The 21,292-nt window shown below is 69.2% G+C and carries 20 protein-coding genes; 17 read left to right on the plus strand and 3 right to left on the minus strand.

Going from position 1 to position 21,292, the window contains the following annotated elements; all coding sequences use genetic code 11:
- Window positions 1-210: 210 nt before the first annotated feature.
- A complete protein-coding gene (locus ACIA75_RS21075; RefSeq protein ID WP_397106418.1) occupies window positions 211-2,085 on the minus strand; it encodes a VWA domain-containing protein in 1,875 nt (624 codons plus the stop codon).
- A 332-nt stretch (window positions 2,086-2,417) separates the two neighbouring features.
- Between ACIA75_RS21075 and rpsP the strand changes: the two genes are divergently transcribed.
- From rpsP to trmD, 4 genes are read left to right on the plus strand one after another with little or no spacing between them, the layout of a single operon-like run.
- The gene (rpsP, locus tag ACIA75_RS21080; RefSeq protein WP_397106420.1) at window positions 2,418-2,867 is read left to right on the plus strand and encodes a 30S ribosomal protein S16; all 450 of its coding nucleotides are present in this window, start codon (window positions 2,418-2,420) and stop codon (window positions 2,865-2,867) included.
- Window positions 2,867-3,109: an RNA-binding protein gene (locus ACIA75_RS21085; RefSeq protein ID WP_033241373.1), complete on the plus strand. Its 243-nt coding sequence runs from the start codon at window positions 2,867-2,869 to the stop codon at window positions 3,107-3,109. Before rpsP ends, ACIA75_RS21085 begins: the two co-directional genes overlap by 1 nt.
- Window positions 3,110-3,634 carry a ribosome maturation factor RimM gene (gene rimM / locus ACIA75_RS21090; protein WP_397106423.1) on the plus strand — a complete coding sequence of 175 codons (525 nt, stop codon included), beginning with the start codon at window positions 3,110-3,112 and terminating at the stop codon, window positions 3,632-3,634.
- Between the two features lie 10 nt (window positions 3,635-3,644).
- Window positions 3,645-4,331, plus strand: coding sequence for a tRNA (guanosine(37)-N1)-methyltransferase TrmD (gene trmD / locus ACIA75_RS21095; protein ID WP_397106425.1), 687 nt, complete (start codon window positions 3,645-3,647; stop codon window positions 4,329-4,331).
- 15 nt (window positions 4,332-4,346) lie between these two features.
- Here the strand turns inward: trmD and ACIA75_RS21100 are convergent, their stop codons facing one another.
- Window positions 4,347-5,198 carry a LuxR C-terminal-related transcriptional regulator gene (locus ACIA75_RS21100; RefSeq protein ID WP_397106427.1) on the minus strand — a complete coding sequence of 284 codons (852 nt, stop codon included), beginning with the start codon at window positions 5,196-5,198 and terminating at the stop codon, window positions 4,347-4,349.
- An 88-nt stretch (window positions 5,199-5,286) separates the two neighbouring features.
- On the opposite strand from ACIA75_RS21100, the gene ACIA75_RS21105 reads away from it, so the two are divergent.
- The 13 genes from ACIA75_RS21105 (at window position 5,287) to ACIA75_RS21165 (ending at window position 19,399) form a co-directional block, all read left to right on the plus strand.
- Window positions 5,287-6,909 carry an AMP-binding protein gene (locus tag ACIA75_RS21105; protein ID WP_397106429.1) on the plus strand — a complete coding sequence of 541 codons (1,623 nt, stop codon included), beginning with the start codon at window positions 5,287-5,289 and terminating at the stop codon, window positions 6,907-6,909.
- 313 nt (window positions 6,910-7,222) lie between these two features.
- Window positions 7,223-9,718 carry a Tex family protein gene (locus ACIA75_RS21110; RefSeq protein ID WP_397106724.1) on the plus strand — a complete coding sequence of 832 codons (2,496 nt, stop codon included), beginning with the start codon at window positions 7,223-7,225 and terminating at the stop codon, window positions 9,716-9,718.
- A 29-nt stretch (window positions 9,719-9,747) separates the two neighbouring features.
- Window positions 9,748-10,680 carry a hypothetical protein gene (locus ACIA75_RS21115; protein ID WP_397106431.1) on the plus strand — a complete coding sequence of 311 codons (933 nt, stop codon included), beginning with the start codon at window positions 9,748-9,750 and terminating at the stop codon, window positions 10,678-10,680.
- A 126-nt stretch (window positions 10,681-10,806) separates the two neighbouring features.
- Window positions 10,807-11,148 carry a 50S ribosomal protein L19 gene (rplS, locus tag ACIA75_RS21120; protein WP_357235862.1) on the plus strand — a complete coding sequence of 114 codons (342 nt, stop codon included), beginning with the start codon at window positions 10,807-10,809 and terminating at the stop codon, window positions 11,146-11,148.
- Window positions 11,149-11,261: 113 nt separating this feature from the next.
- Window positions 11,262-12,050: a signal peptidase I gene (gene lepB / locus ACIA75_RS21125; protein WP_397106434.1), complete on the plus strand. Its 789-nt coding sequence runs from the start codon at window positions 11,262-11,264 to the stop codon at window positions 12,048-12,050.
- Window positions 12,051-12,084: 34 nt separating this feature from the next.
- Entirely contained in the window at window positions 12,085-12,810 is a 726-nt protein-coding gene (locus ACIA75_RS21130; RefSeq protein ID WP_397106436.1) for a ribonuclease HII, read from the plus strand.
- Between the two features lie 140 nt (window positions 12,811-12,950).
- Window positions 12,951-13,256, plus strand: a complete 306-nt coding sequence (locus tag ACIA75_RS21135) for a DUF2469 domain-containing protein (protein ID WP_011210678.1) — start codon at window positions 12,951-12,953, stop codon at window positions 13,254-13,256.
- Window positions 13,257-13,619: 363 nt separating this feature from the next.
- Window positions 13,620-13,976: a YraN family protein gene (locus ACIA75_RS21140; RefSeq protein ID WP_397106438.1), complete on the plus strand. Its 357-nt coding sequence runs from the start codon at window positions 13,620-13,622 to the stop codon at window positions 13,974-13,976.
- Window positions 13,976-15,484 carry a YifB family Mg chelatase-like AAA ATPase gene (locus ACIA75_RS21145; RefSeq protein WP_397106440.1) on the plus strand — a complete coding sequence of 503 codons (1,509 nt, stop codon included), beginning with the start codon at window positions 13,976-13,978 and terminating at the stop codon, window positions 15,482-15,484. The genes ACIA75_RS21140 and ACIA75_RS21145 overlap by 1 nt, the downstream gene beginning before the upstream one ends.
- On the plus strand, window positions 15,481-16,689 hold the full coding sequence (dprA, locus tag ACIA75_RS21150) for a DNA-processing protein DprA (protein ID WP_397106442.1): 1,209 nt from the start codon (window positions 15,481-15,483) through the stop codon (window positions 16,687-16,689). Before ACIA75_RS21145 ends, dprA begins: the two co-directional genes overlap by 4 nt.
- Window positions 16,690-16,929: 240 nt before the next feature.
- Complete coding sequence (locus ACIA75_RS21155; protein ID WP_397106445.1) at window positions 16,930-17,853, plus strand: tyrosine recombinase XerC; 924 nt, start codon at window positions 16,930-16,932, stop codon at window positions 17,851-17,853.
- Window positions 17,854-18,681: 828 nt separating this feature from the next.
- On the plus strand, window positions 18,682-19,068 hold the full coding sequence (locus ACIA75_RS21160) for a YidH family protein (RefSeq protein ID WP_397106447.1): 387 nt from the start codon (window positions 18,682-18,684) through the stop codon (window positions 19,066-19,068).
- A gap of 10 nt (window positions 19,069-19,078) precedes the next feature.
- Window positions 19,079-19,399, plus strand: coding sequence for a DUF202 domain-containing protein (locus tag ACIA75_RS21165; protein WP_397106449.1), 321 nt, complete (start codon window positions 19,079-19,081; stop codon window positions 19,397-19,399).
- Window positions 19,400-19,685: 286 nt separating this feature from the next.
- Here the strand turns inward: ACIA75_RS21165 and ACIA75_RS21170 are convergent, their stop codons facing one another.
- On the minus strand, window positions 19,686-20,228 hold the full coding sequence (locus tag ACIA75_RS21170; protein WP_397106451.1) for a M23 family metallopeptidase: 543 nt from the start codon (window positions 20,226-20,228) through the stop codon (window positions 19,686-19,688).
- Window positions 20,229-21,292: the final 1,064 nt, after the last annotated feature.

The raw sequence follows: 21,292 nt of genomic DNA on the forward strand, positions 1-21,292 counted from the left end.
GTCACTGCCCGGAGGAACTCGCCGAGGCCGGCTCCGCGCCGCCGACGAGATCGCGGCCGTCCGCGCCGAAACCGCGGACCGGCTGGAGAAAGACCGAACGCGAACGCCGCCGGCCGCCTGGATGACGGTGAGCTGCGCTTCCGGGCCCGACTCGGCGAAACGATCGGGTCTCCCCTGAGCGGGTGTAGCCCACTCAGGGGAGACGCGAACTCAGTGCCTGCGACGAGCCGATAGCAGTGCGGCGACGACGGCGGCCAGGGCGACCACCGAGGCACCCGCGAGGGCGACCCAGACCAGCGGGGATACACCGCTGTCGGAGGTTTCGCCGGCCTGCGCGGCCGGATCGCCGGAGGCCGCCGGCTTCGAATTCTCGCCGAAGGTGCCTGCACTCGCTTCGTTCGTGTACTGCGGACCCGGTTCGGGCTCGCCGGTGATATCGACTTCCAGCTCGATGGGCACCGGTGCGACCTTGTCCGTCGGGCTCAGTTTGACCGCGATGTAGTACCAGCCCGCCACAGCTTGACCGGCGACCTGGGGGTCGGCGGACTCTCGATTGAGGTACCGGATGGGCGCGGTCGCGATCGCCGGATCGTGGGACGGCAACGTCTGTTCGCTGCCGGTGTAGGCCGTGGTGTCGGAGTCGAGTTCCGCACGGTACGGGTTGTAGAGCGAGGTGGCGATATTCGAGGTGTATTCGCTGCCCCGTTCCGGGATATCCGCGAAGCGCACTCGGTAGGCCAGGCCCTGACCCCATTCCAGCTTCACCCGGTAGAAGACGAACTCCCCCCGCTGCACGGTATCGGTGTAGCGGCCGGACCCGGGCAGCTCCGCGGCTGTGTGGAACGATCCACCACCGACAATCGGTGCGGTGGGGCCGTCGGGCGCGGTGAACTCCACCGGCGGCCCGGCTGCGGGGCCGGCATCGGTGACTGCCGGCTCCACCCCTACGGACAGTTCCACCGGCAGTTGCGCCGGTGCGTTATCCGAGGCCAGGCCCCACTCCAGCGCGAAATAGTAGCGGCCACCGCCCCGACAGTTATCGGAGTCCGTGCTGCCCGACGCGGCTTCCGCGGCGCCCTTCCAGATGCTGCCGACCGTCAACGCGACGCCGTCGCCCGTCCGGGTGGCCAGTTCCTTCTCTTCGGTATGGCAATCCTGGCCGTCGGCACCGTAGACCCGGAGGTCGAGCCGGTCGTTCGAGCTGAGGGAGTCGTGGTGGCGTGGGAACGAGACCGTCCCGGTGAAATACGCGGTCGCACCCTCGGGGACGTCCACGGCGTAGTACCGCGGCGTCTCCCGGCCCAGGACGTCCAGATACTGGCCCGGTGTGGCGACCGGTGCGTCCCGGTATTCCGGTGTCCCGGCGATCGGAATACCGGTCGCGGCGTAGGTGCGCAGGGCGGCGGCGCTGACGCGCGGCAGGACCTGTTCGAGGGTTTTTCCGTCGGCGGCGTCGGTGTAGGTGCCGCCGGTGGATTGGGCGATGCAGGTCAGCTGGGCGCGGGAGGGATCGTCGACACCGAACCCGATGGCGTGCACGACGATCTCGTTGCCCTGGGCGCTGAGTTCGCGGGCGACGTCGCAGGGGTCGGGTGGGGCGCAGGTGTCCAGGCCGTCGGAGACCAGCACGATCGAGCGCGGTCCTTGCTGGGGCAGCGCGGCGGCGGCTGCTTTCAGCGAGGTGCCGATGGGGGTGTAGCCGCGGGGCACGATCTGGTCGGTCGCTGTGGTCAGTGCGGGTTTGTCGATGGTGTCGGCGGGGTGCAGGACTGTGACGTCCTGGCAGCCTGCGGTTTTTTCCGCGTCGGTGTTGCCGGTGCCGGTGCCGTAGGCGGTGAGCCCGACCTTCGCGGTGTCGGGTGCGGCGGTGACGAAGCTGCGGACGGCGTTCTTGGCGGCGTCCATTTTGGTGCCGCCGCCGGGGTCGGCGGCCAGCATGGATCCCGACGCGTCCAGGACCAGCATGGTCGGTGTGTATTCGGTGCCAGGTGGTGGCGATTGTTGCGCGAGTGCGGGCATGGCCACCGGCACCAGTGCGATCACCCCCGCTACCACCGCGGCCAGGGCCCTGTTCAGAAACGACACGGTGTCCGTACTCCCATTCGTTGCCGCCGCGCGTGGTCGGCGCGACGCAGCGGACCCTACGCACCTGGTCTACGGGCCGCCAGCCAACGGCATATCTCGCCCGCCGGCCGGCGCCTCCTTCACCGTCGTACCGTTCTGCCCGCGCGGCGAGGGCGGCGATTTCGGTGACGGACCGGCATCTGGCAGAATGGTCGATCGTCCTTCCGGACAGTGTCAGCCCGTCTCCGGTTACGTACCGCGCGGCGGTCACACACTTCATTCGCAAAACCGGGCTCACGAACCGCGTGCGTCGCTGAATTGCGCCGTGACCACAATGAAAGGCAGATCAGCAGATGGCTGTTCGCATCAAACTCACCCGTATGGGCAAGATCCGCAACCCGCAGTACCGCGTTGTCGTCGCGGACGCCCGCACCCGCCGTGACGGCCGGGCCATCGAGTCCATCGGCAAGTACCACCCCAAGGAAGAGCCCTCGCTGATCGAGATCAACTCGGAGCGGGCGCAGTACTGGCTGGGTGTCGGCGCGCAGCCGACCGAGCCCGTCCAGCGGTTGCTGGAGATCACCGGCGACTGGCAGAAATTCAAGGGCCTGCCGGGCACCGAGGGCACGCTGAAGGTCGCCGAGCCCAAGCCGTCCAAGCTGGACCTGTTCAACGCCGCGCTGGCCGCCGCCGAGAACGAGCCGACCACCGAGGCCGTGACCCCCAAGAAGAAGGCCAAGAAGGACAAGGAAGGCGAAGCCGAGTCGGCTGAGGCCACCGAGTCCGCCGAGGCTGCCGAGTAATGAGCGTCGTCGTCGCCGATGCCGTAGAACATCTGGTTCGCGGCATCGTCGCCAATCCCGATGATGTCCGCGTCGAGCTGATCACCGGCCGGCGCGGACGCACGGTCGAGGTGCACGTCCATCCCGAGGACCTGGGCAAGGTCATCGGGCGGGGCGGTCGCACCGCGACCGCGCTGCGCACCCTCGTCGCCGGAATCGGCGGCCGGGGTATCCGGGTCGACGTGGTCGACACCGATCAGTAGATGGAACTCGTAGTCGGCCGGGTCGCCAAATCGCACGGCGTGCGCGGCGAACTGGTCGTCGAGGTGCGCACCGACGAACCGGAGGCGCGTTTTGCGCCGGGCGCGACCCTGCGGGGCCGCGCCGCGCGGTCGAAAGAGGAACGTGACTTCACCGTGGAGTCGGCCCGGGAACATTCGGGCCGGCTCCTCGTGCAATTGGCCGGTGTCACCGATCGCGGTGCCGCGGACGCCTTGCGCGGGACCTTGTTCCTGGTGGACAGCGCGGATATCGGGTCCGCGGAGGATCCTGACGAGTTCTACGACCACGAGCTCGAGGGTCTGCGTGTGGAACTGACCGACGGAACTCCCGTCGGTACCGTCCTCGACGTCCTGCATTCCGCGGCCGGTGAACTGCTGTCGGTCCGCGCCGCCGAGGGTGGTCGCGAGATTCTGATTCCGTTCGTCACCGCTATCGTGCCGACGGTGTCGATCGCCGACGGGTTGATCGTTATCGACCCGCCCGAGGGCCTGCTGGACCCCGAATGAGGCGGTCGTCGTGAAGATCGACGTGGTCACCATCTTCCCGGAGTACCTGGAACCGCTGCGTACCGCGTTGCTGGGCAAGGCCATCGACAAGGGCCTGCTCTCGGTCGATGTCCACGATCTGCGCCGGTGGACCCACGATGTGCACAAATCCGTCGACGATTCGCCGTACGGCGGCGGGCCGGGCATGGTGATGAAACCCACGATCTGGGGTGACGCGCTCGACGAGGTGTGCCCCGACGACGCCCTGCTCGTGGTCCCGACTCCCGCCGGCGTGCCGTTCACTCAGGCGACGGCCGTGCGCTGGGCCGCCGAACAGCATCTGGTCTTCGCCTGCGGCCGGTACGAGGGCATCGACCAGCGGGTATTCGACGACGCGGCGCGCCGGGTCCGGGTCGAAGAGGTCAGTATCGGCGACTATGTGCTGATCGGCGGGGAAGCCGCGGTACTCGTGATGACCGAGGCGGTGGTCCGGTTGATTCCGGGGGTGCTCGGCAACCAGCAGTCGCACGAACAGGATTCGTTCTCCGACGGCCTGCTCGAAGGCCCCAGCTACACCCGCCCGGTGACGTGGCGGGGACTCGAGGTCCCGCCGATCCTGCTGTCCGGTGACCATGCCAAGGTCGCGGCCTGGCGCCGAGAGCAGTCGATGAACCGTACCCGGGAACGCCGCCCGGATCTGCTGCCCGGAACCGACTGACCCGGTTCGGGCCGATCAGGGAAGCAGGCCGTACCGGCGAGCGGTGACCACGGCCTCGTGCCGGGAACCGGCGTCGAGTTTGTGCATGGCGCTGCGCAGGTAGCTCTTGACGGTTTCGGGTCCGATGGAAAGCCGTTGCGCAGCAGCCTGATTGGAACAGCCGAGGGATACCTGCAGCAGAACGTCGAGTTCCCGGGGAGACAGCCGGGGCGCATCCGGTGCGGGCGGGCCGGACAGGGCCCGGGTCAGTTTGTCGCCGAGTGCGCACAGCGACTCGCCCAGGTGCCGGTCGGCGGAGGTTTCCGCGAGCGCGCGGAGCTCGGCCTGCACGGCGCGCAGTTCGTCGACGAGCGCACCGCCGGTGGCGGGCGATGCCGCGGCCTCCAGCAGGCGCAGCCGCCGATCGACCTCGTCGCGGATCGTGATCTCCGTGGCCAGCCGGCGACCGGCCTGCAGCATCGCTTCGGCGGTCCGGCCCGCGATCGGGTCGCGCCCGCGCGTGGCCGCGTACAGCACCGCGCGGGACCGGTCGCCCACGACCACGGGCACCGCCAATACCGAACGGATCCCCTCACCGAGCACCGGGCCGTCGTAGTGGTGGGTGATCGACAGCGCGCTGCCGTAATCGGCGACCGACGCCGGGCGTCGCGAATCGATGACCTGGCCGCCGAGGCCGGAGGCCCGCCGTACCGACAATCCGCGCAAACCGTTGGTGCGGACACCGCAGAACTCGCTGAGCAGCAGCGTATCGGCCGCTACTTCGCCGCCGAAGACCACCGGAACCCCGGTGCTGCCCGCCAGCCGGCGGATCTCGGCGCGCAGCGCGTCGCTGTCGCGGGGGCGCAGCAGTGCGGGCGGAGTGGTCATGGAGGTTCACCCCTTTTCGGGGGTAGTGCCGACAAACTGTGACCTACATCCTATTGCAGTACCGGACCGCTGACCGAGGAGATGCGAGATGGGTGCCGACCCGAACGCACGTGTGCGCGAACTGCTGGACTCCTACGACCGCCCCGACGCCTGCGCGGCCGAGCTGCTCTGCGACCGGCATCCGGCGGAATCCGTGGCGTTCACCATCGTCGAGGGCGATCTGTCGGCCGTCGACCTGACCTACGGTGAGCTGCGCGAACGCTCCGAGCGATTCGCCGACGCCTTGGCCGGGCTCGGCGTGGGACCGGGCGATCGGGTGGCCACGCTGATGGCGAAATCCGCGGATCTGGCGGTGGTGCTGCTGGGTATCTGGCGGCGCGGCGCGGTCCATGTCCCGCTGTTCACCGCATTCGCGCCGCCGGCGATCGCCTTCCGGCTGCACGCCAGTGGCACCCGGGTGGTGATCTCCGATCCGGACCAGGCCGGCAAGCTCGCACCGGGCGGAGATATCCCCGCGGACCCGCCCTGGCGGACCGTGGTCACCGGTGCGGGCGACATTCCGGGTGCCGTGCGGATGGATGATCTACCGGTCTCGGGCGCGGGTATTCCCCCGGTGGCGGCAGGCGGTGACGGTCTCCTGGTCCAGCTGTTCACCAGCGGCACCACCGGCACACCGAAAGGGGTCCCGATTCCGGTCCGCGCGCTCGCCTCGTTCCACGCGTACCAGGAATTCGCGCTCGACGTCCGCCCCGAGGACATCTTCTGGAATGCCGCGGACCCCGGCTGGGCCTACGGCCTGTACTACGCCATCCTCGGACCGTTGGCTTCGGGCACCAGGAGCCTGCTGTTGCACGCGGGGTTCTCCCCGGAGCTGACCTGGCAGGTACTGCGCCGGTTCGGGGTCACCAACTTCGCCGCCGCACCCACGGTCTATCGGGCGCTGCGGGCGGGATCCGACGGGCAAGCCGTCCGGTTGCGCCGCGCCTCGTCGGCGGGTGAGCCGTTGACGCCGGAGGTGGTCGCCTGGTCGGCCGACGCGCTCGGGGTCGCGGTGCGCGATCACTACGGTCAGACCGAGCACGGCATGGTCATCTGTAATGCCTGGCACGACCACCTGAACGCGGCGGCGCCCGCCGGATCCATGGGCCGGTCGTTGCCCGGGTGGGAGTGCGCCGTACTCGCCGACGACGCCGATATCGAGGCCCCCGCAGGACAACTCGGCCGGATTGCCATCGACACCCAGCACAGCGCCCTGCTCTGGTTCCTCGGCTACCTGGACACGCCCGAACGCTCCGCCCAGCGCTATACGGCCGACGGGCGCTGGTATCTGACCGGTGACGCCGGCTCTCGCGACGCCGACGGCTTCTTCCGCTTCTCGGCCCGCGACGACGATGTGATCATCATGGCCGGCTACCGGATCGGCCCGTTCGAGGTGGAGAGCGTGCTGGTGCTGCACGACGATGTGGCCGAGGCCGCCGTCGTCGGACTGCCGGACGAGATTCGCGGCGAAGTCCTGGAGGCATTCGTGGTGCTGCGGGACGGGGTCGCCGCGACCGGCGCATTGGCACAAGAGTTGCAGACCCTGGTGAAGAAGAAATTCGCCGCGCACGCCTACCCGCGGCAGGTGCATTTCGTCTCCGCCCTCCCCAAGACGCCCAGCGGCAAGGTCCAGCGCTTCCTGCTCCGTGATCAGGGCCGCGCGGCCGGCTAGACGTACCTCCGCCTCCGTTCCGGCCTGCGGTTCTTGCGTCTCTTCGCGTTCGCGCCGGAGTGCGCGGTCGAGCCAGGGGCGTGCTCGGCTGCGCCCGGCAGGTGGTGTCGCGTTCCGTCGTAAGGTGTCGTGCTGACTCCGGCTCGTGCACGGACCGCGGTCGAGCTCTGCCCAACTGGGCCTGTCAGGGCGACGGGTGTCGTGGCGCGGATGCGCGAGAGCAAGGGGCGGGCCGGGTGAGGTTCGCCTGTCAGCAAGCGAAGGTAGTGTGCGGGTCGTGACGACAGCGCCAGAGACCTCGAGTCCCGAGACGATCCCCACCGGCTCGACCGAAGCCACCGGTACCGGCCCGGCCGTTAACGGCACCGTGACCCGGCGCATCGCCGACGAACTGGCGGTGCGGGAGAATCAGGTCACCGCCGCCGTCGAACTACTCGACGGCGGTTCCACCGTGCCGTTCATCGCGCGCTATCGCAAAGAGGTCACCGGGGGCTTGGACGACGCGCAGTTGCGCACCCTCGAAGAACGCCTGCACTATCTGCGCGAACTCGACGAACGCCGCGCCACCGTGATCGAATCCATCCGGAGCCAGGGCAAACTCGACGACGCACTGCACCGGCAGCTGCTGCTGGCCGAGACCAAGGCCCGCCTCGAGGATATCTACCTGCCCTACAAACCCAAGCGCCGCACCAAGGCTCAGATCGCCCGCGAGGCCGGTCACGAACCCGTCGCCGACGCGCTTCTCGGTGATCCGGCCACCGACCCGGCCGGCTACACCGCCGAACAACTCGAGGGCGCACGGGCCATCCTGGTCGAACGGTTCGCCGAGGACCCCGATCTGGTCGGCGAACTCCGGGAGATGATGTGGACCCGGGGCCGGGTCACCGCCGCGGTCCGCGCCGGTAAGGAAGAGGCCGGGGCGAAATTCGCCGACTATTTCGACTTCGCCGAGGAATTCGCGGCGCTGCCTTCGCACCGCATTCTGGCGTTGCTGCGCGGCGAGAAGGAAGAGGTGCTCACCCTGCATCTCGATCCCGAGCCCGCGGATTCCGAACTCGCGCCGGGTGAGCGCAGCGTCTACGAGGCCCGGATCGCGCAGCAGTTCTCGATCGCCGATCAGGGCCGCCCCGCCGACAGCTGGCTGCTCGACACCGTGCGCTGGGCCTGGCGGACGAAACTTCAGGTCAGCCTCGGCATCGATACCCGGATGCGGTTGCGGCAGGCCGCCGAACGCGACGCGGTCGACGTGTTTGCGGCCAATCTGCGCGATCTGTTGCTGGCCGCGCCGGCCGGTACCCGCGCCACCATGGGCCTGGATCCCGGCTACCGCACCGGCGTGAAGGTCGCGGTCGTCGACGGCACCGGAAAAGTTGTCGCCACCGAGGTCATTTATCCGCACAAACCGCAGAACCAGACCGAGAAATCGCTGGCGGTACTCGGCGCGCTGGTGGCGCGGTTCGGCGTCGAACTCATCGCCATCGGTAACGGCACCGCCTCCCGGGAAACCGACGCGCTCGCCGCCCAGTTGATCGAGCGGATCCCGGAGAACAAGCCGACCAAGATCGTGGTGTCGGAGGCCGGCGCCTCGGTGTATTCGGCCTCGGCCTATGCCTCGCAGGAACTGCCCGATATGGATGTCTCGCTGCGTGGCGCGGTATCCATCGCCCGCCGGTTGCAGGATCCGCTGGCCGAACTGGTCAAGATCGAACCGAAATCCATCGGGGTGGGGCAGTACCAGCACGATGTCTCGGAAACGCTGCTGGCGCGGTCGCTGGGCGCGGTGGTCGAGGATGCCGTGAACGCGGTCGGTGTCGATGTGAACACGGCCTCGGTTCCGCTGCTGTCGCGCGTCTCCGGGATCACCGGTTCGGTCGCGGAAAGTATTGTCGCGCACCGGGACAGCAACGGTCCGTTCCCGAGCCGCACCGCCCTGCTGGACGTACCGCGACTGGGGCCCAAGGCTTTCGAACAGTGCGCGGGCTTCCTGCGTATCCGCGGCGGCGACAATCCGCTGGATACCTCGTCCGTGCACCCCGAGGCCTACCCGGTGGTGCACCGGATCCTCGAATCCACGGGCAGCGGTATCGCCGAGATCATCGGCAACGGGGCGGTGTTGCGCGGCCTGCGGCCCGCCGATTTCACCGATGAGACCTTCGGCGTGCCGACGGTCACCGATATCATCGGCGAACTGGAGAAACCCGGCCGCGATCCGCGGCCCGAATTCAAAACCGCCGAATTCGCGGCCGGTATCGAAAAGGTCGCCGATCTGGCGCCCGGGATGGTGCTCGAAGGTGTGGTCACCAATGTCGCCGCCTTCGGTGCCTTCGTCGATGTGGGTGTCCACCAGGACGGCCTGGTGCACGTCTCGGCGATGTCGAAGAATTTCGTCCGGGATCCGCGCGAAATCGTCAAATCCGGTGATGTGGTCAAGGTGAAGGTCCTCGAGGTCGATATCCCGCGGCAGCGTATCGGCCTGTCGCTGCGGCTCGACGACGAACCCGGCGCCGGGAAACCGGAACGCGGCCAGGGCCCGGCCGGTGACCGCGGCCGCGGTACCGGCGGCCGGGACGCCGCCCGCGCCGGCGGGTCCGAGCGGGGCGGCCAGGGCCGGGGCGCGAAGAACCGTGGTGGTCAGGGTAACGGCGCCCGTCAGGGCAGCGGTTCCGGTCAGGGTAACGGCGGCGGTCAGGGCAACAGCGGAGGTGGCCAGGGCCGCAATCGGGGCCAGAACCGGGACTCACGGCGCGATAATGCACCGGTGAACGGCGCCATGGCCGATGCGCTGCGGCGGGCGGGTTTCGGCAAATAACCGGGTAACGACATGGTGCGGGGGCCGGGATGCGGAAGTGGCTGTCCGAAGATGTGATCGCCGCCGGCCGGCTTCCGCTGCTGTGCTTCCTGATCGGCTTCATCATCGGATTCCTGGTGATCCGGGTCAGTGTCCGGCTGATCCGGGCACGGGTCCGGTGGTGGCCGGGCAACCTGAAATCCGGCGGTGTGCACATCCACCACATGGTGTTCGGGGTGGTGCTGGTCCTGATCTCCGGAATGGGTTTGATCGCCACCTCCGATAACAGCGGGCCGGCCGTCGCGGCCGGGCTGGCGGCCTCGTTCGGGGTGGGCGCGGCGCTCGTTCTGGACGAGTTCGCGCTGCTCTACTACCTGCGCGATGTCTACTGGGAGGAGCAGGGCCGCACCTCCGTGGACGCGGTCTTCGTCGCCCTCGCGGTGACCGGCCTGCTGCTGCTGGGCCTGCACCCGCTGTGGCTGCTCGAGGTCAACGGCCTGCGCGACCAGCCGGGCGGGTGGGCGCGGGCGCTGGTCGTCGGATTCGCGCTGGTGAACCTGGCGCTGGCCGCCGTGGTCATCGCCAAGGGCAAGATCTGGACCGGGCTGTTCGGGATGTTCTTCCTGCCATTGCTGGTGGTCGGAGCGCTGCGGCTGAGCCGGCCCGGCGCGCCGTGGGCACGCTGGCGCTACGGTGGGCGCCGCCGGTTGATGTATCGCGCGATCGTCCGGGAACGCCGCTACCGGCGCCCGGTGGTCCGGGCCAAGATCTTCGTTCAGGATCTGATCGCCGGGAAACCGGATGTCGACCATGTCCGGTCGGCGGCCGAGGCGGAACTGGCGCGCCGGGTGGTCCCGGCGCCACCCGCCCCGCCCCGGGAGCATCCGCTGCTGCGTGATCTGCATCTGTGGCCGCCCGATACTGCTGCCGAACCGGACAACGCCCCGGAGCGGCCGGGGCCGGTTTCCGGAAGAGAGCCCTGATCTGGCACAATGCACGGGTTGCCCTGGGCGTGTTCCGCTCGGGCGCATCCCACATTCGGAGCACGAACCGGTCGAGCACCCGCGCCGCCAGGTTCCTCTGTTCGCGCGACCATCAGAAGGATGATCATGAACACCCTTGATTTCGTCGACGAGAGCTCGCTGCGCAGCGATGTCCCCGACTTCCGTCCGGGCGACACCCTCAATGTGCATGTGAAGGTCATCGAGGGCTCCAAGGAACGTATCCAGCTCTTCAAAGGCGTCGTCATCCGCCGTCAGGGTGGCGGTATCCGCGAAACCTTCACCGTGCGCAAGGTGTCGTTCGGTGTCGGTGTGGAGCGCACCTTCCCGGTGCACAGCCCCACCATCGATCACATCGATGTGGTGACCCGCGGCGACGTCCGCCGCGCCAAGCTGTACTACTTGCGGGAGCTGCGCGGTAAGGCCGCCAAGATCAAAGAAAAGCGCTGACCTGCCGCTGATCGCCGACACCCGCGTGCCTCGGTGCGCGGCGGTGACCTCGACGAATGCCATAAGTAGCCCGGTGCCGCGTATCCGCTGCGGCGCCGGGCTACGCTGTTCGCGTGGCAGACGAGAGTTGGTCGGTGTCGGGGTCCGATTCCGCGGACGGGCGGCGGCGCAGTCGCCGGGCGAAGCGGACCGTCAAAGCGAAGAAGCAGCGGCCGTTCTGGCAGGAGCTTCCGATCCTGCTGGTGATCGCGGCGATCATCGCCGCCCTGATGGTGACCTTCGTCGGTCGGCCCTACGTCATCCCCTCGCAATCCATGGAGCCCACCCTGCACGGATGCGCCGGCTGCACCGGTGACCGCATCTATGTGCAGAAGGTGAGCTACTACTGGAGCGACCCGAAGCCCGGCGATGTCGTGGTCTTCGTCGGCCCGCCCTCCTGGAACGGGCACTACCGGTCGATCCGCTCGGACAATACGGTGGTCCGCGGCGTCCAGAACTTCTTCTCCTTCTTCGGCCTGGTGCCGCCGGACGAGAACGATCTGGTGAAACGGGTGATCGCGGTCGGCGGGCAGACGGTCGAATGCTGCGACGAGCAGGGCCGGGTGATGGTCGACGGGCAGCCGCTCAACGAGCCCTATGTCGAGGACGACTACCCGTGGACAGCCGGTCAGCCGAACGCTTCCTACCCGGTGGGCCGGGTTTTCGGACCCGTGACCGTCCCCCAGGGCAACCTGTGGGTGATGGGCGACAACCGTAACGAATCCGCGGACTCCCGGGCCCATGTCGGCGACGAATTCCAGGGCACCGTGCCGATCGACAATGTACGCGGCAAGGCGGTGTTCAAGATCTGGCCGCCGGGCCGGATCGGTCCCATCGAGGGCGTGAATCCGCAGGAGAATTGAGTCGGGGCGGATCGAAGTGGGTACGAACGCACGGATGAAACCGGTACGGGAACAGAGTTGGCCACCCCGGGTGGTGATGCGCCGGGCGGGCGGATTGCGCACGCTGGAATCGGTGCTGCACCGCTGCGGGCTCGGCCCGGTCGCCGGGGTGGACGAGGCGGGGCGCGGGCCCAGCGCGGGCCCGCTGGTGGTGGCCGCCTGTGTGCTCGGGCCGAAAGCGCACGACGCACTGGCCGGCCTCGACGATTCCAAGAAACTGAGCGAGGCGACACGGGAGGCGCTCTATCCGGTGATCACCCGGCTGGCGGCGGCCTGGTCGGTGGTGGTTTTCCCGGCGGCGGAGATCGACGCCATCGGCATCCACGTGGCGAATATCCAGGGGATGCGCCGGGCCGTCGCCGGTCTCGGCTGCACGCCCGGCTACGTCCTCACCGACGGTTTCCGGGTGCCCGGGCTGCCGGTACCGTCGCTCCCGGTGATCGGCGGTGACGCGACCGCGGCCTGTATCGCGGCGGCCAGTGTGCTGGCCAAGGTCACCCGGGACCGGATGATGGTCGAACTCGATCAGCGCCTGCCCGGGTACGGGTTCGCCGAGCACAAGGGTTACAACACCACCCAGCACACCGAGGCACTCCGCCGGCTCGGCCCGTGCCCGGAACATCGCAGGTCGTGGCGCAATGTGCGGGACTGTACCGTTCCGGTGACGCCGGCCGGGGAAATACTGGCCGACGTGAGCGCCGGGGCCGGCGGGGCCGCCTGACCGAGCACCACACGACGGTCCCGCCGCCACCCCGGGCGCCGCCCGGAAGGCCCGCTGACCGGCCCACGGTGACATCGGTCGGCGGCATGAGCGATGATGACAACACACGCATGTCGGCGAGAAGGAGGACGTTCCACCCGATGAGTGCCGAGGACCTCGAGAAATACGAAACCGAGATGGAGCTCTCGCTGTACCGGGAGTACAAGGACATCGTCGGTCAGTTCTCGTACGTGGTGGAAACCGAGCGCCGTTTCTATCTGGCGAACTCCGTGGAGCTCCGCCCGCAGAACGCCGACGGCGAGGTGTACTTCGAAGTCCGGATGAGCGACGCGTGGGTCTGGGATATGTACCGGCCGGCGCGGTTCGTGAAACACGTCCGGGTGATCACCTTCAAGGATGTCAATATCGAGGAGCTGGAGAAGCCGGACCTGCGCCTACCGGAGTGATCCGCTGCCGCTGCCCGCCGGGTCTCGAGTTCGGCGGGTCAGCAGCGGCGCTCCGGTCGCTCGGCGGCGGCCGAACAAATTCCGGCACTCGTGGCCAGGTGCGTCGTGGTGCGCCAGGCGATCCAGCTGTTCGGCGCGACCGCCGTGATGTTCGAGGGCGCGACCGCCGTGATTTCCCAGGGAACTCGGTCGAGCCTCCAACGAACTGTCCGGTCAGCGCCGGTATTGGTGACTGCAGCTCGCCGATCCGGTCGCCCGACCTGCAGATATCCCAGTTATCCACACGTCGGGTTTGTCCACAGGGCTACGATTTCCGCAGGTCGGGACGGGCTCGGCGGCCAGCTTGCGCATGATGCTGGGCGGGTGGGACACAACATTGCGCTCGGCGCACAAGGGGAGGAACTGGCGGCCCGGTATCTGCAGGCCGCCGGCATGGAGATCGTCTGCCGGAACTGGCGCTGCCGGTACGGCGAACTGGATCTGATCGTCCGGGACGCGGGCGTCACGGTGTTCGTCGAGGTGAAAACCAGATCGGGTCTCGGCTTCGGGATACCGGCCGAAGCCGTGACCCATGACAAACGGCGGCGTATCCGCCGGCTGGCCCTGCTCTGGCTCACCGAACAGGACGGACCGTGGCAGCGCATCCGGTTCGATGTGGTCTCGGTTCTGCTGTCGCGGACCGGTGAGCCCGTGATCGAGCACCTCGAGGGGGTGTTCTGATGCCGCTGGGCCGGGCCTGCTCGATCGCGGTACGCGGGATCGACGGACAGGTCGTGGAGATCGAGGCCGATATCGGGCAGGGGCTGCCGTCGGTTCATCTGGTGGGACTGCCGGACACCTCGCTGCAGGAATCGCGGGACCGGGTGCGTGCGGCAGTGGCCAACACCGGCGAGAAATGGCCCGACGGGCGGGTGATCCTGGCGCTGTCGCCCGCCACTTTGCCGAAAGTGGGCTCTGTTTACGATCTTGCGCTGGCCGTAGCGGTGCTGGACGCGGCCGATATCGTTCCGTCGAGTCGGCTCGCCGGGACGGTATTGCTGGGAGAACTGGCGCTCGACGGCCGATTGCGGCGGGTGCGCGGGATCTTGCCCGCGGTGCTCGCGGCACGCCGCGCGGGCCGGAAAACAGCGGTCGTCCCGGAGGAAGCGCTGTCCGAAGCGGGTCTGGTCGCCGGAATCAGGGTCCTCGGCGCGCCGACGTTGCGTGCCACCCTCGACTGGTTACGCGGCGAGCGCGAACTCGCCGAATCCGGGGCGCTTCTGCCGCAACAGGTACCTCCGGTCGGGGATCTACGCGATGTCTCGGGCCAGCACGAGGCCCGGTGGGCGCTGGAGGTCGCCGCGGCCGGTGGACATCACCTCCTGCTCACCGGTTCGCCCGGTATCGGGAAAACGATGCTCGCGCAGCGGCTACCCGGCGTGTTGCCGCCGCTGTCGGAGAACGAAGCGCTGGAGGTCACCGCCATCCATTCGGTCGCCGGTACCCTCTCCGACGAACAGCCGTTGATCACCACACCCCCGTTCGTCGCACCCCACCATTCGACATCGGTCAGCGCCATGGTCGGCGGCGGATCGGGTTCGGCGCGGCCCGGTGCGGTCAGCCGTGCTCACCGGGGAGTGCTGTTCCTGGACGAATGCGCCGAAATCGGTGCCAAGGTGCTCGAGGCGATGCGCACTCCGCTCGAGGAGGGCGAGGTCCGGATCGCCCGCCGCGACGGGGTCGCCCGGTTCCCGGCCCGTTTCCAGCTCATCCTGGCCGCGAATCCCTGCCCCTGCGCCCCCGCCCGCGATGTCGACTGTATCTGCCCACCGCTGGCCCGGCGCCGCTACCTGGGCAAACTATCCGGTCCGTTGATGGACCGCATCGATATCTGGCTGCAGATGCATCCGATGTCGACCGCCGGGCTGACGGCCGGCGACTCCGAGGACAGTGCGACAGTTCGCGCGCGGGTCACAGCGGCCCGGTCGGCAGCGGCGGCGCGCTGGTGCGAGTACGGCTGGCGCACCAACGGCGAAGTGCCCGGACACGCCCTGCGACGGCAATTTCCGCTACCCGGCGAAGTCACGGCACCGGTGGAGGCGGCACTGCGGCTCGGCCGGATATCGGCGCGGGGCGCCGACCGTGCGCTGCGAGTGGCCTGGACGGTCTGCGATCTGCGCGGTGGCGACCGGCCCAGCGCACATGACGTCATGCAGGCGCTCAACTTCCGGCAACGGGGGACGCAATGAACCCCGGCGGGCTCGGATCATCGGGGGCGCAGGGGGCCGCCGGTGAGTCCGACGAACGCCGGCTCGCCTGGGCCTACCTGTCCCGGGTCGTGCTCGGGCCGTGTCCGGCGCTGACCGCGCTGATCGATTCGATCGGCATTGTGGAAGCGGCCCGCGCAGTCCGGGAACGGGAACTACCGGATGTGCTGCGCGCCGCGACAGCGCAACGCCGAAGCCGGGACCTGGCGGCACAGGACCTGGAGGCGATCCAGGCACTCGGCGGCCGGCTGGTCACACCGGACGATCCGGAGTGGCCGGCGTGGCGGATGCTGGGGCTGTCGCAGCTGCAACCCGGGCGTGACCCCGACGGCGCGGTCCCACTGGTGTTCTGGGTGCGCGGAAACCGCAACCTGGCCGAACTGACCGAGCGGGCGCTGGCGGTGGTCGGTGCCCGCTGCAGCACCGGGTACGGCGACCGGGTCGCCGGCGCGCTGGCCGGGGAACTCGCGGCCCACGGCTGGACTGTCGTCTCCGGTGCCGCGTTCGGTATCGACGGGATGGCCCATCGTGCGGCGCTCGCGGTCGGTGGCGCCACGATTGCCGTCATGGCGTGCGGTGCCGACCGGCCCTACCCCGCCCAGCACGATCGCCTCCTGGACCGGATCGCCGAAACAGGCCTGGTGATCAGTGAGTACCCACCGGGCACCGTGGCCCGCAAACATCATTTCCTGGCCCGGAACCGGCTCATAGCGGCCCTGTCTGACGGTGTACTCGTCGTCGAGGCCGGGATACGCAGTGGTGCGCGCAATACGGTGAAGTGGGCTCGCCGCATGGGCCGCCCCGCCCTGGCAGTACCCGGTTCGGTGGATTCGGCGGCCTCCGCGGGCTGCCACCGGATGATCCGCGACGGGGAAGCGACGCTGGTCGCCTGCGTGGACGACATCCTCGCGGACGCCGCGCCACTCCACCTGCCCGTGGCGGGCCGGGCGACAGCGCCGGGAGAACAGCTCACCGGTGCCCAGGCCGCTGTGTACGCCGCGTTGCCCGACACCGGCGGGTGCTGGCCGCATGAGTTGTGCGCAGCAACCGGGGTGGCCGTGGCCGAGGTTCGCGCCGCCCTGGCCGCCTTGGATCTGGCCGGGTTGGCCGGCAGTGCTGAGTCGGGCTGGTATCGGCTGAGACCGAAAGCTGGGAATACCACCCCGCGGTCCAGGGGACAGCAGTGACAGGAAAATCTTCGACCTTGCTCCTGCTCCGGTGCGGCTACGTGGTCCAAGCCGCTCGTCGCGGGCACGGGTGCGCGCCTGGGGAGCCCGCCGGGATCGCTCTCTGCAGGTACACGCAGCGGGGCGGATTCGCAGGGAGCGATTCGTGTTGTGCAGAGAGGTCGCGTGGTCGCCCGCGACCGGCAACCGATACCGGCGCGTGGGCTTGCGGAGCGACGGCCCGCAGGCGACGGTGAAAGGGTGGACGAGCTACCCCCGGATCTGGCGGCACTGCTGGCCGAATATGGGCGATACCTGGAACTCGGCCGCAACCGGTCGGCCCATACAGTGCGCGCCTATCTCGGCGACACACGATCCCTGCTCCGGCATCTGCTCGCACAGGCCGCCGATGCCTCGCTGCGTGAACTGGACCTGACAACACTGCGCTCCTGGCTGGCGGCGCACGCGGAACACGGGGCGGCTCGGACGAGTATGGCCCGGCGGGCCTCCGCCGCGCGGACATTCACCGCGTGGCTCACCCACACCGGCCGGCTCGAGGTGGACCCGGGTGTGCGGCTCGCGGCGCCCAAAGCCCATCGCAGCCTGCCCGCGGTACTGGGGCAGGAGCAGGCCGGTCGGGTGATGTCGGCGGTGGAAACCGGTGCGGCACAACAGGAACCGATGGCGTTGCGCGATCGATTGATCATCGAGATGCTCTACGCCACCGGGATCCGGGTGAGCGAACTGTGTGGGCTCGATATCGATGATGTGGACCGGGAACGCCGGGTCGTGCGGGTACTGGGTAAAGGGAATCGGGAAAGGTCCGCCCCGTTCGGCGGCCCGGCCGATGATGCTGTGCACCAGTGGCTGCACCACGGCCGGCCCCTGCTGGCCGCCCCCGAATCCGGCCGTGCGCTGCTGGTGGGCCGGCGCGGCCGGCGCCTGGACCAGCGGCAGGCCAGGACCGTTGTGCATGCCGCGGTGACCGCGGTTCCGGGCACAGCGGATATGGGCCCGCACGGGCTCCGGCATACCGCGGCCACCCACCTGCTCGAAGGCGGCGCCGACCTGCGTGTGGTGCAGGAACTGCTGGGCCACGCCAGTCTCGCCACCACCCAGCTCTACACCCACGTCTCCATCGACCGACTCCGGAAGGCCCACGACCAGGCGCACCCCCGTGCATGAAGCCGCTGTCGGCGCAACAGAAGCCGCTTCCGGCCGTGTGGACAGGCAGGCACACAACAGCCGGTGCACCCGGCAGGGCAGGCCGGCTGTCGCTGGTCGGGCGCACCGGTTGTCGATGACTGCTGGGCCGGTTGGTGCCAGGCCCGACGGAGGGGCGATCGCCGGTGGCAGAGGGGGTGACCACATTCGGCTCAGAGCACATGCTGGAGGACCAGATCGGCAACCTCTGACACCGGGACGGTCGTGACCACCTCGAGCGTTGCGACTGTTCGCAGTAGCGGCTCCACTGTATGGAGGTAAGGACCTGGGCCGGCGCGGTGAGCAGCACGATGTAGTCGAAGCGGGGGTAGAAGCGGACCTGATTCCTTGGTAGTGCACGGGACGAAGAGCGCTCCCCCGCGCTCCGGCGACTCGTCCGCGAGCAGTATGTGGATCCGGTCCTCGCGCCACAGGCTTTCGCCTTCGACCGTTTCGTAGTAGTCGCGAAGTCGGTGTCCACGGTCCGATGGCCCCGGGCGGCGAGCTCGTGCAGCAGTGATGATTTGCCGACTCCGGACATTCCCGTGACCAGCACACGCTTCCTATCCGTCAAGGGGAGGGGCGGTGGGCTGGTTGACGGTCGGTTCCTGGCTCGACGTCGGCGGACGATCCGGCGATGGCAGTATCGCTACGGTCCACGGGCCGTGCTCGGCTGGACATGCTGGAGACGGCGCGGGTTCGTGGACGTGTCGCAGCGTGGGCGTTTACGCTGTCCAGCGGATCCGCCCACCCGGGTCGATCAGCGGATCGGGAGGTGAGTGTGCAGATCACGCCCAGCACAAATGCCCGATGAGCACGCCGCAGGGAAAAGCCCGCGAGCCGGACGGCGGCGCGCTCGTAGAACATGCTGCGGCGCCGATCGACTATCGGTTCACCCTTGCCAACGAACGGACCTTCCTGTCGTGGATCCGAACAGCGCTCGGTTTGCTGGCGGGCGGGGTCGCGGTGCACACCGTGGTCGTGGAGCATTGGCAAACGGATTTCCGCGCCGCGCTGGCCATCAGTTGCCTCGTGCTGTCGCTGGTGGTCGCGGTGGGCGCCTACCTGCACTGGCGACGGATCCGCGCGGCCATGGACGCGGGCCGGCCCCTGCCGGGCACCGTGCTCGTTCCGATCCTGTCTGCCGGGACGGCGTTCGTCGCGGTTCTCGCCTGCGTGGCGGTGTTGTTGCATTGAGGCCCTGACCGTGCCCGATCCCACCGAAATACGCCTGGCGGCGGAACGGACCGCGCTGTCGTGGCGGCGCACGTGCCTGGGCGCCGTAGCGGTCGCCCTGCTGCTTCTCCGGGCCGTGCTGGAAGCCGGATGGGAGGCGGCCGCGCTGGCTCCCGGTATCGCGGGCCTGGTTCTTCTCGTTGTGGCGGCACTGGGTTACCGGCGCAACCTTCGTCTCCACCACGGTGCCGGCGGCTCGGGGGCCGCCACTGTCCGGTGGGCGACCGTGGCGGTCGTCTTGACCGCTGTCGTCACCCTCGGCTTCGTGCTGGCCACCCCGGTTGCCGCGTAGGCGTACCTCCGCATTCGCTCCGGCCGTGCGCACCCTGCGTACCTCCGCATTCGCTCCGGCCGTGCGCACCCTGCGTACCTCCGCATTCGCTCCGGCCGTGCGCGTTGTGCGTATTTCGGCGGTCGCTCCGGTTGTGTGCGGTCTGCTAGCCGGTATGAGTTCTCACTCCTCTGATCGGTGGCGTCCGGTTTCGCCGCTCCCGTATCGGTTTGTCCGATGCGGGTTGGATAGCGGCAACCGACATATGCGGTGCGGCGGCGGTTCCGAACGGGCGCGCGGGTCCGGATCAGCGCCCGCTCGGCATTCCGGCCGGCGCAGCCGGTTCGGCTGTGCCGCTCGGGTGCACCGGTTTCAGCCGGACCGGGGTCAGGCGCAGGAGGCCGAGCGGGTCCAGGTACTCCCGTTTCGCTCGGCCGGTGCTCTCGCGGCGCAGGCCCCAGTGCAGGCAGGTTGCCGCACACCCGGCGTGTCCGGGCTGGAGAACGCCGATCTGGGTGCCGCGGCTGACCCTGCTACCCACTGTGATCTCCGGCGTCACCGGTTCGTAGGTCGTCCGCAGTTCTCCCTCGTGACGGATGGATACGACCGGCTTACCGGCTACTCGGCCGGCGAAGACGACGGTTCCCGGGCCGGCCGCGTAGACCGGTTGCCCAGGACTTCCGGTGAGGTCGACGCCGCGGTGTCCTGGCATCCAGTCCTGTTCCGGCGGGTCGAAGGGCCGCTCGATCGCCGGGCGCGGCCGCAGCGGCCACCCGAACGATTCGTTCGGGGCGGCCGCCGCGGCGCCGCCGGATACCGACGCCGGCAGCAGCGCCGAGAGAACCAGCACGGTCCTGACTCCCACTGCCGCGGGGCGGGCGTACCCCCTCCATACGCCCGTCCCGGCGGCGGTGTTCCTATTCCGGACCATGCGGGCACCGGCAAGGCGGTGCGGCGATCAGCGGGGCGAGCCGGATCACTGTGCCCACCAACTCACCCAGGAGCGGAATCACCCGGCACGCCGACCCGGCCGCAGACCCCGACCCGGCCGCAGATCCCGACCAGGGCACAGATCCCGACCCGGGCGCTGACTTCGACCCGGCTTCTGACTTCGATCGGGGAGCTGACTTCGATCGGCGGTCGCTCTCCGAGCCCGAACCCGAACCCGACCCGCATCCGGCGACCCCGCTCGCTGTGATGAGTTGTGTGCCCGAGGAGACGGTGGGAGCGAACCCGGACCGGACCGGCCGCACGTGGCCCACGACCTGTGGAGCCATATCACTGTGGGCGACGGGAAGGCCTCGGATGGCCGTCGCGCTCTCGAAGCGCTGCGTACTGCCGCTCGCGGCTGGAACGGATGGCATGACGCGCGCCGCCGCGCCGGCTCCCTCCGCACCCGGGATCCGAGCATCCGCTGCGGGCACTGTCCCTGCGGCGGCCGGGGGACGGCCGTCCGCCGTTGCGCTGATTCCGGCCGGTTCCGGCACAGCGGATGCGCCGGAATCGGCGGTGGCCGTGACGCCCGGCATCAGGGAGAACGCGAGGAGGACGGTCGTGAAGGTGGCGCCGAACAGCACGCCCGATCGCCGTCGCGACACGGTCGTCCGGTGGTGCCGGTGCCGGCGGCGGGCCAGGTCCGAGCCCCTCCCGACCCGCTGGTCGGGCCTGGCCGGCGGCCGTGTAGTCCGGATGCGGCCACCGCCGTGCCCTCTCTGATACGTGGACGATCGGCGCGTGGCATCACCGAGTGCTGTCCGCGCCGTGCGTGACATCGCCGGGTTGGATGGTTCGCCATTTTCCTGCGCCGTTCGTGGGGGAGTGCCGCGATGTCCCTGCCGCCCGCCGGACGTTATCGCTCGGTCGGCGGTGCCACCCTGCCCGTTCCCTTCCCGGCCTCGGATCGACCGATATCGT

Origin of the sequence: Nocardia sp. NPDC051750 (assembly GCF_044453135.1) — a bacterium.
Classification (GTDB): domain Bacteria; phylum Actinomycetota; class Actinomycetes; order Mycobacteriales; family Mycobacteriaceae; genus Nocardia.

Excerpts from the sequence above, each read along its gene's own strand:
- ACIA75_RS21105 (WP_397106429.1), top strand. The coding sequence starts at position 5,287 with ATGGGTGCCGACCCGAACGCACGTGTGCGCGAACTGCTGGACTCCTAC.
- ACIA75_RS21135 (WP_011210678.1), top strand. The coding sequence starts at position 12,951 with ATGAGTGCCGAGGACCTCGAGAAATACGAAACCGAGATGGAGCTCTCG.
- ACIA75_RS21115 (WP_397106431.1), top strand. The coding sequence starts at position 9,748 with ATGCGGAAGTGGCTGTCCGAAGATGTGATCGCCGCCGGCCGGCTTCCG.
- rplS (WP_357235862.1), top strand. The coding sequence starts at position 10,807 with ATGAACACCCTTGATTTCGTCGACGAGAGCTCGCTGCGCAGCGATGTC.
- ACIA75_RS21130 (WP_397106436.1), top strand. The coding sequence starts at position 12,085 with ATGAAACCGGTACGGGAACAGAGTTGGCCACCCCGGGTGGTGATGCGC.
- ACIA75_RS21100 (WP_397106427.1), bottom strand. The coding sequence starts at position 5,198 with ATGACCACTCCGCCCGCACTGCTGCGCCCCCGCGACAGCGACGCGCTG.
- ACIA75_RS21085 (WP_033241373.1), top strand. The coding sequence starts at position 2,867 with ATGAGCGTCGTCGTCGCCGATGCCGTAGAACATCTGGTTCGCGGCATC.
- ACIA75_RS21145 (WP_397106440.1), top strand. The coding sequence starts at position 13,976 with ATGCCGCTGGGCCGGGCCTGCTCGATCGCGGTACGCGGGATCGACGGA.
- ACIA75_RS21160 (WP_397106447.1), top strand. The coding sequence starts at position 18,682 with ATGAGCACGCCGCAGGGAAAAGCCCGCGAGCCGGACGGCGGCGCGCTC.
- rimM (WP_397106423.1), top strand. The coding sequence starts at position 3,110 with ATGGAACTCGTAGTCGGCCGGGTCGCCAAATCGCACGGCGTGCGCGGC.
- dprA (WP_397106442.1), top strand. The coding sequence starts at position 15,481 with ATGAACCCCGGCGGGCTCGGATCATCGGGGGCGCAGGGGGCCGCCGGT.
- rpsP (WP_397106420.1), top strand. The coding sequence starts at position 2,418 with ATGGCTGTTCGCATCAAACTCACCCGTATGGGCAAGATCCGCAACCCG.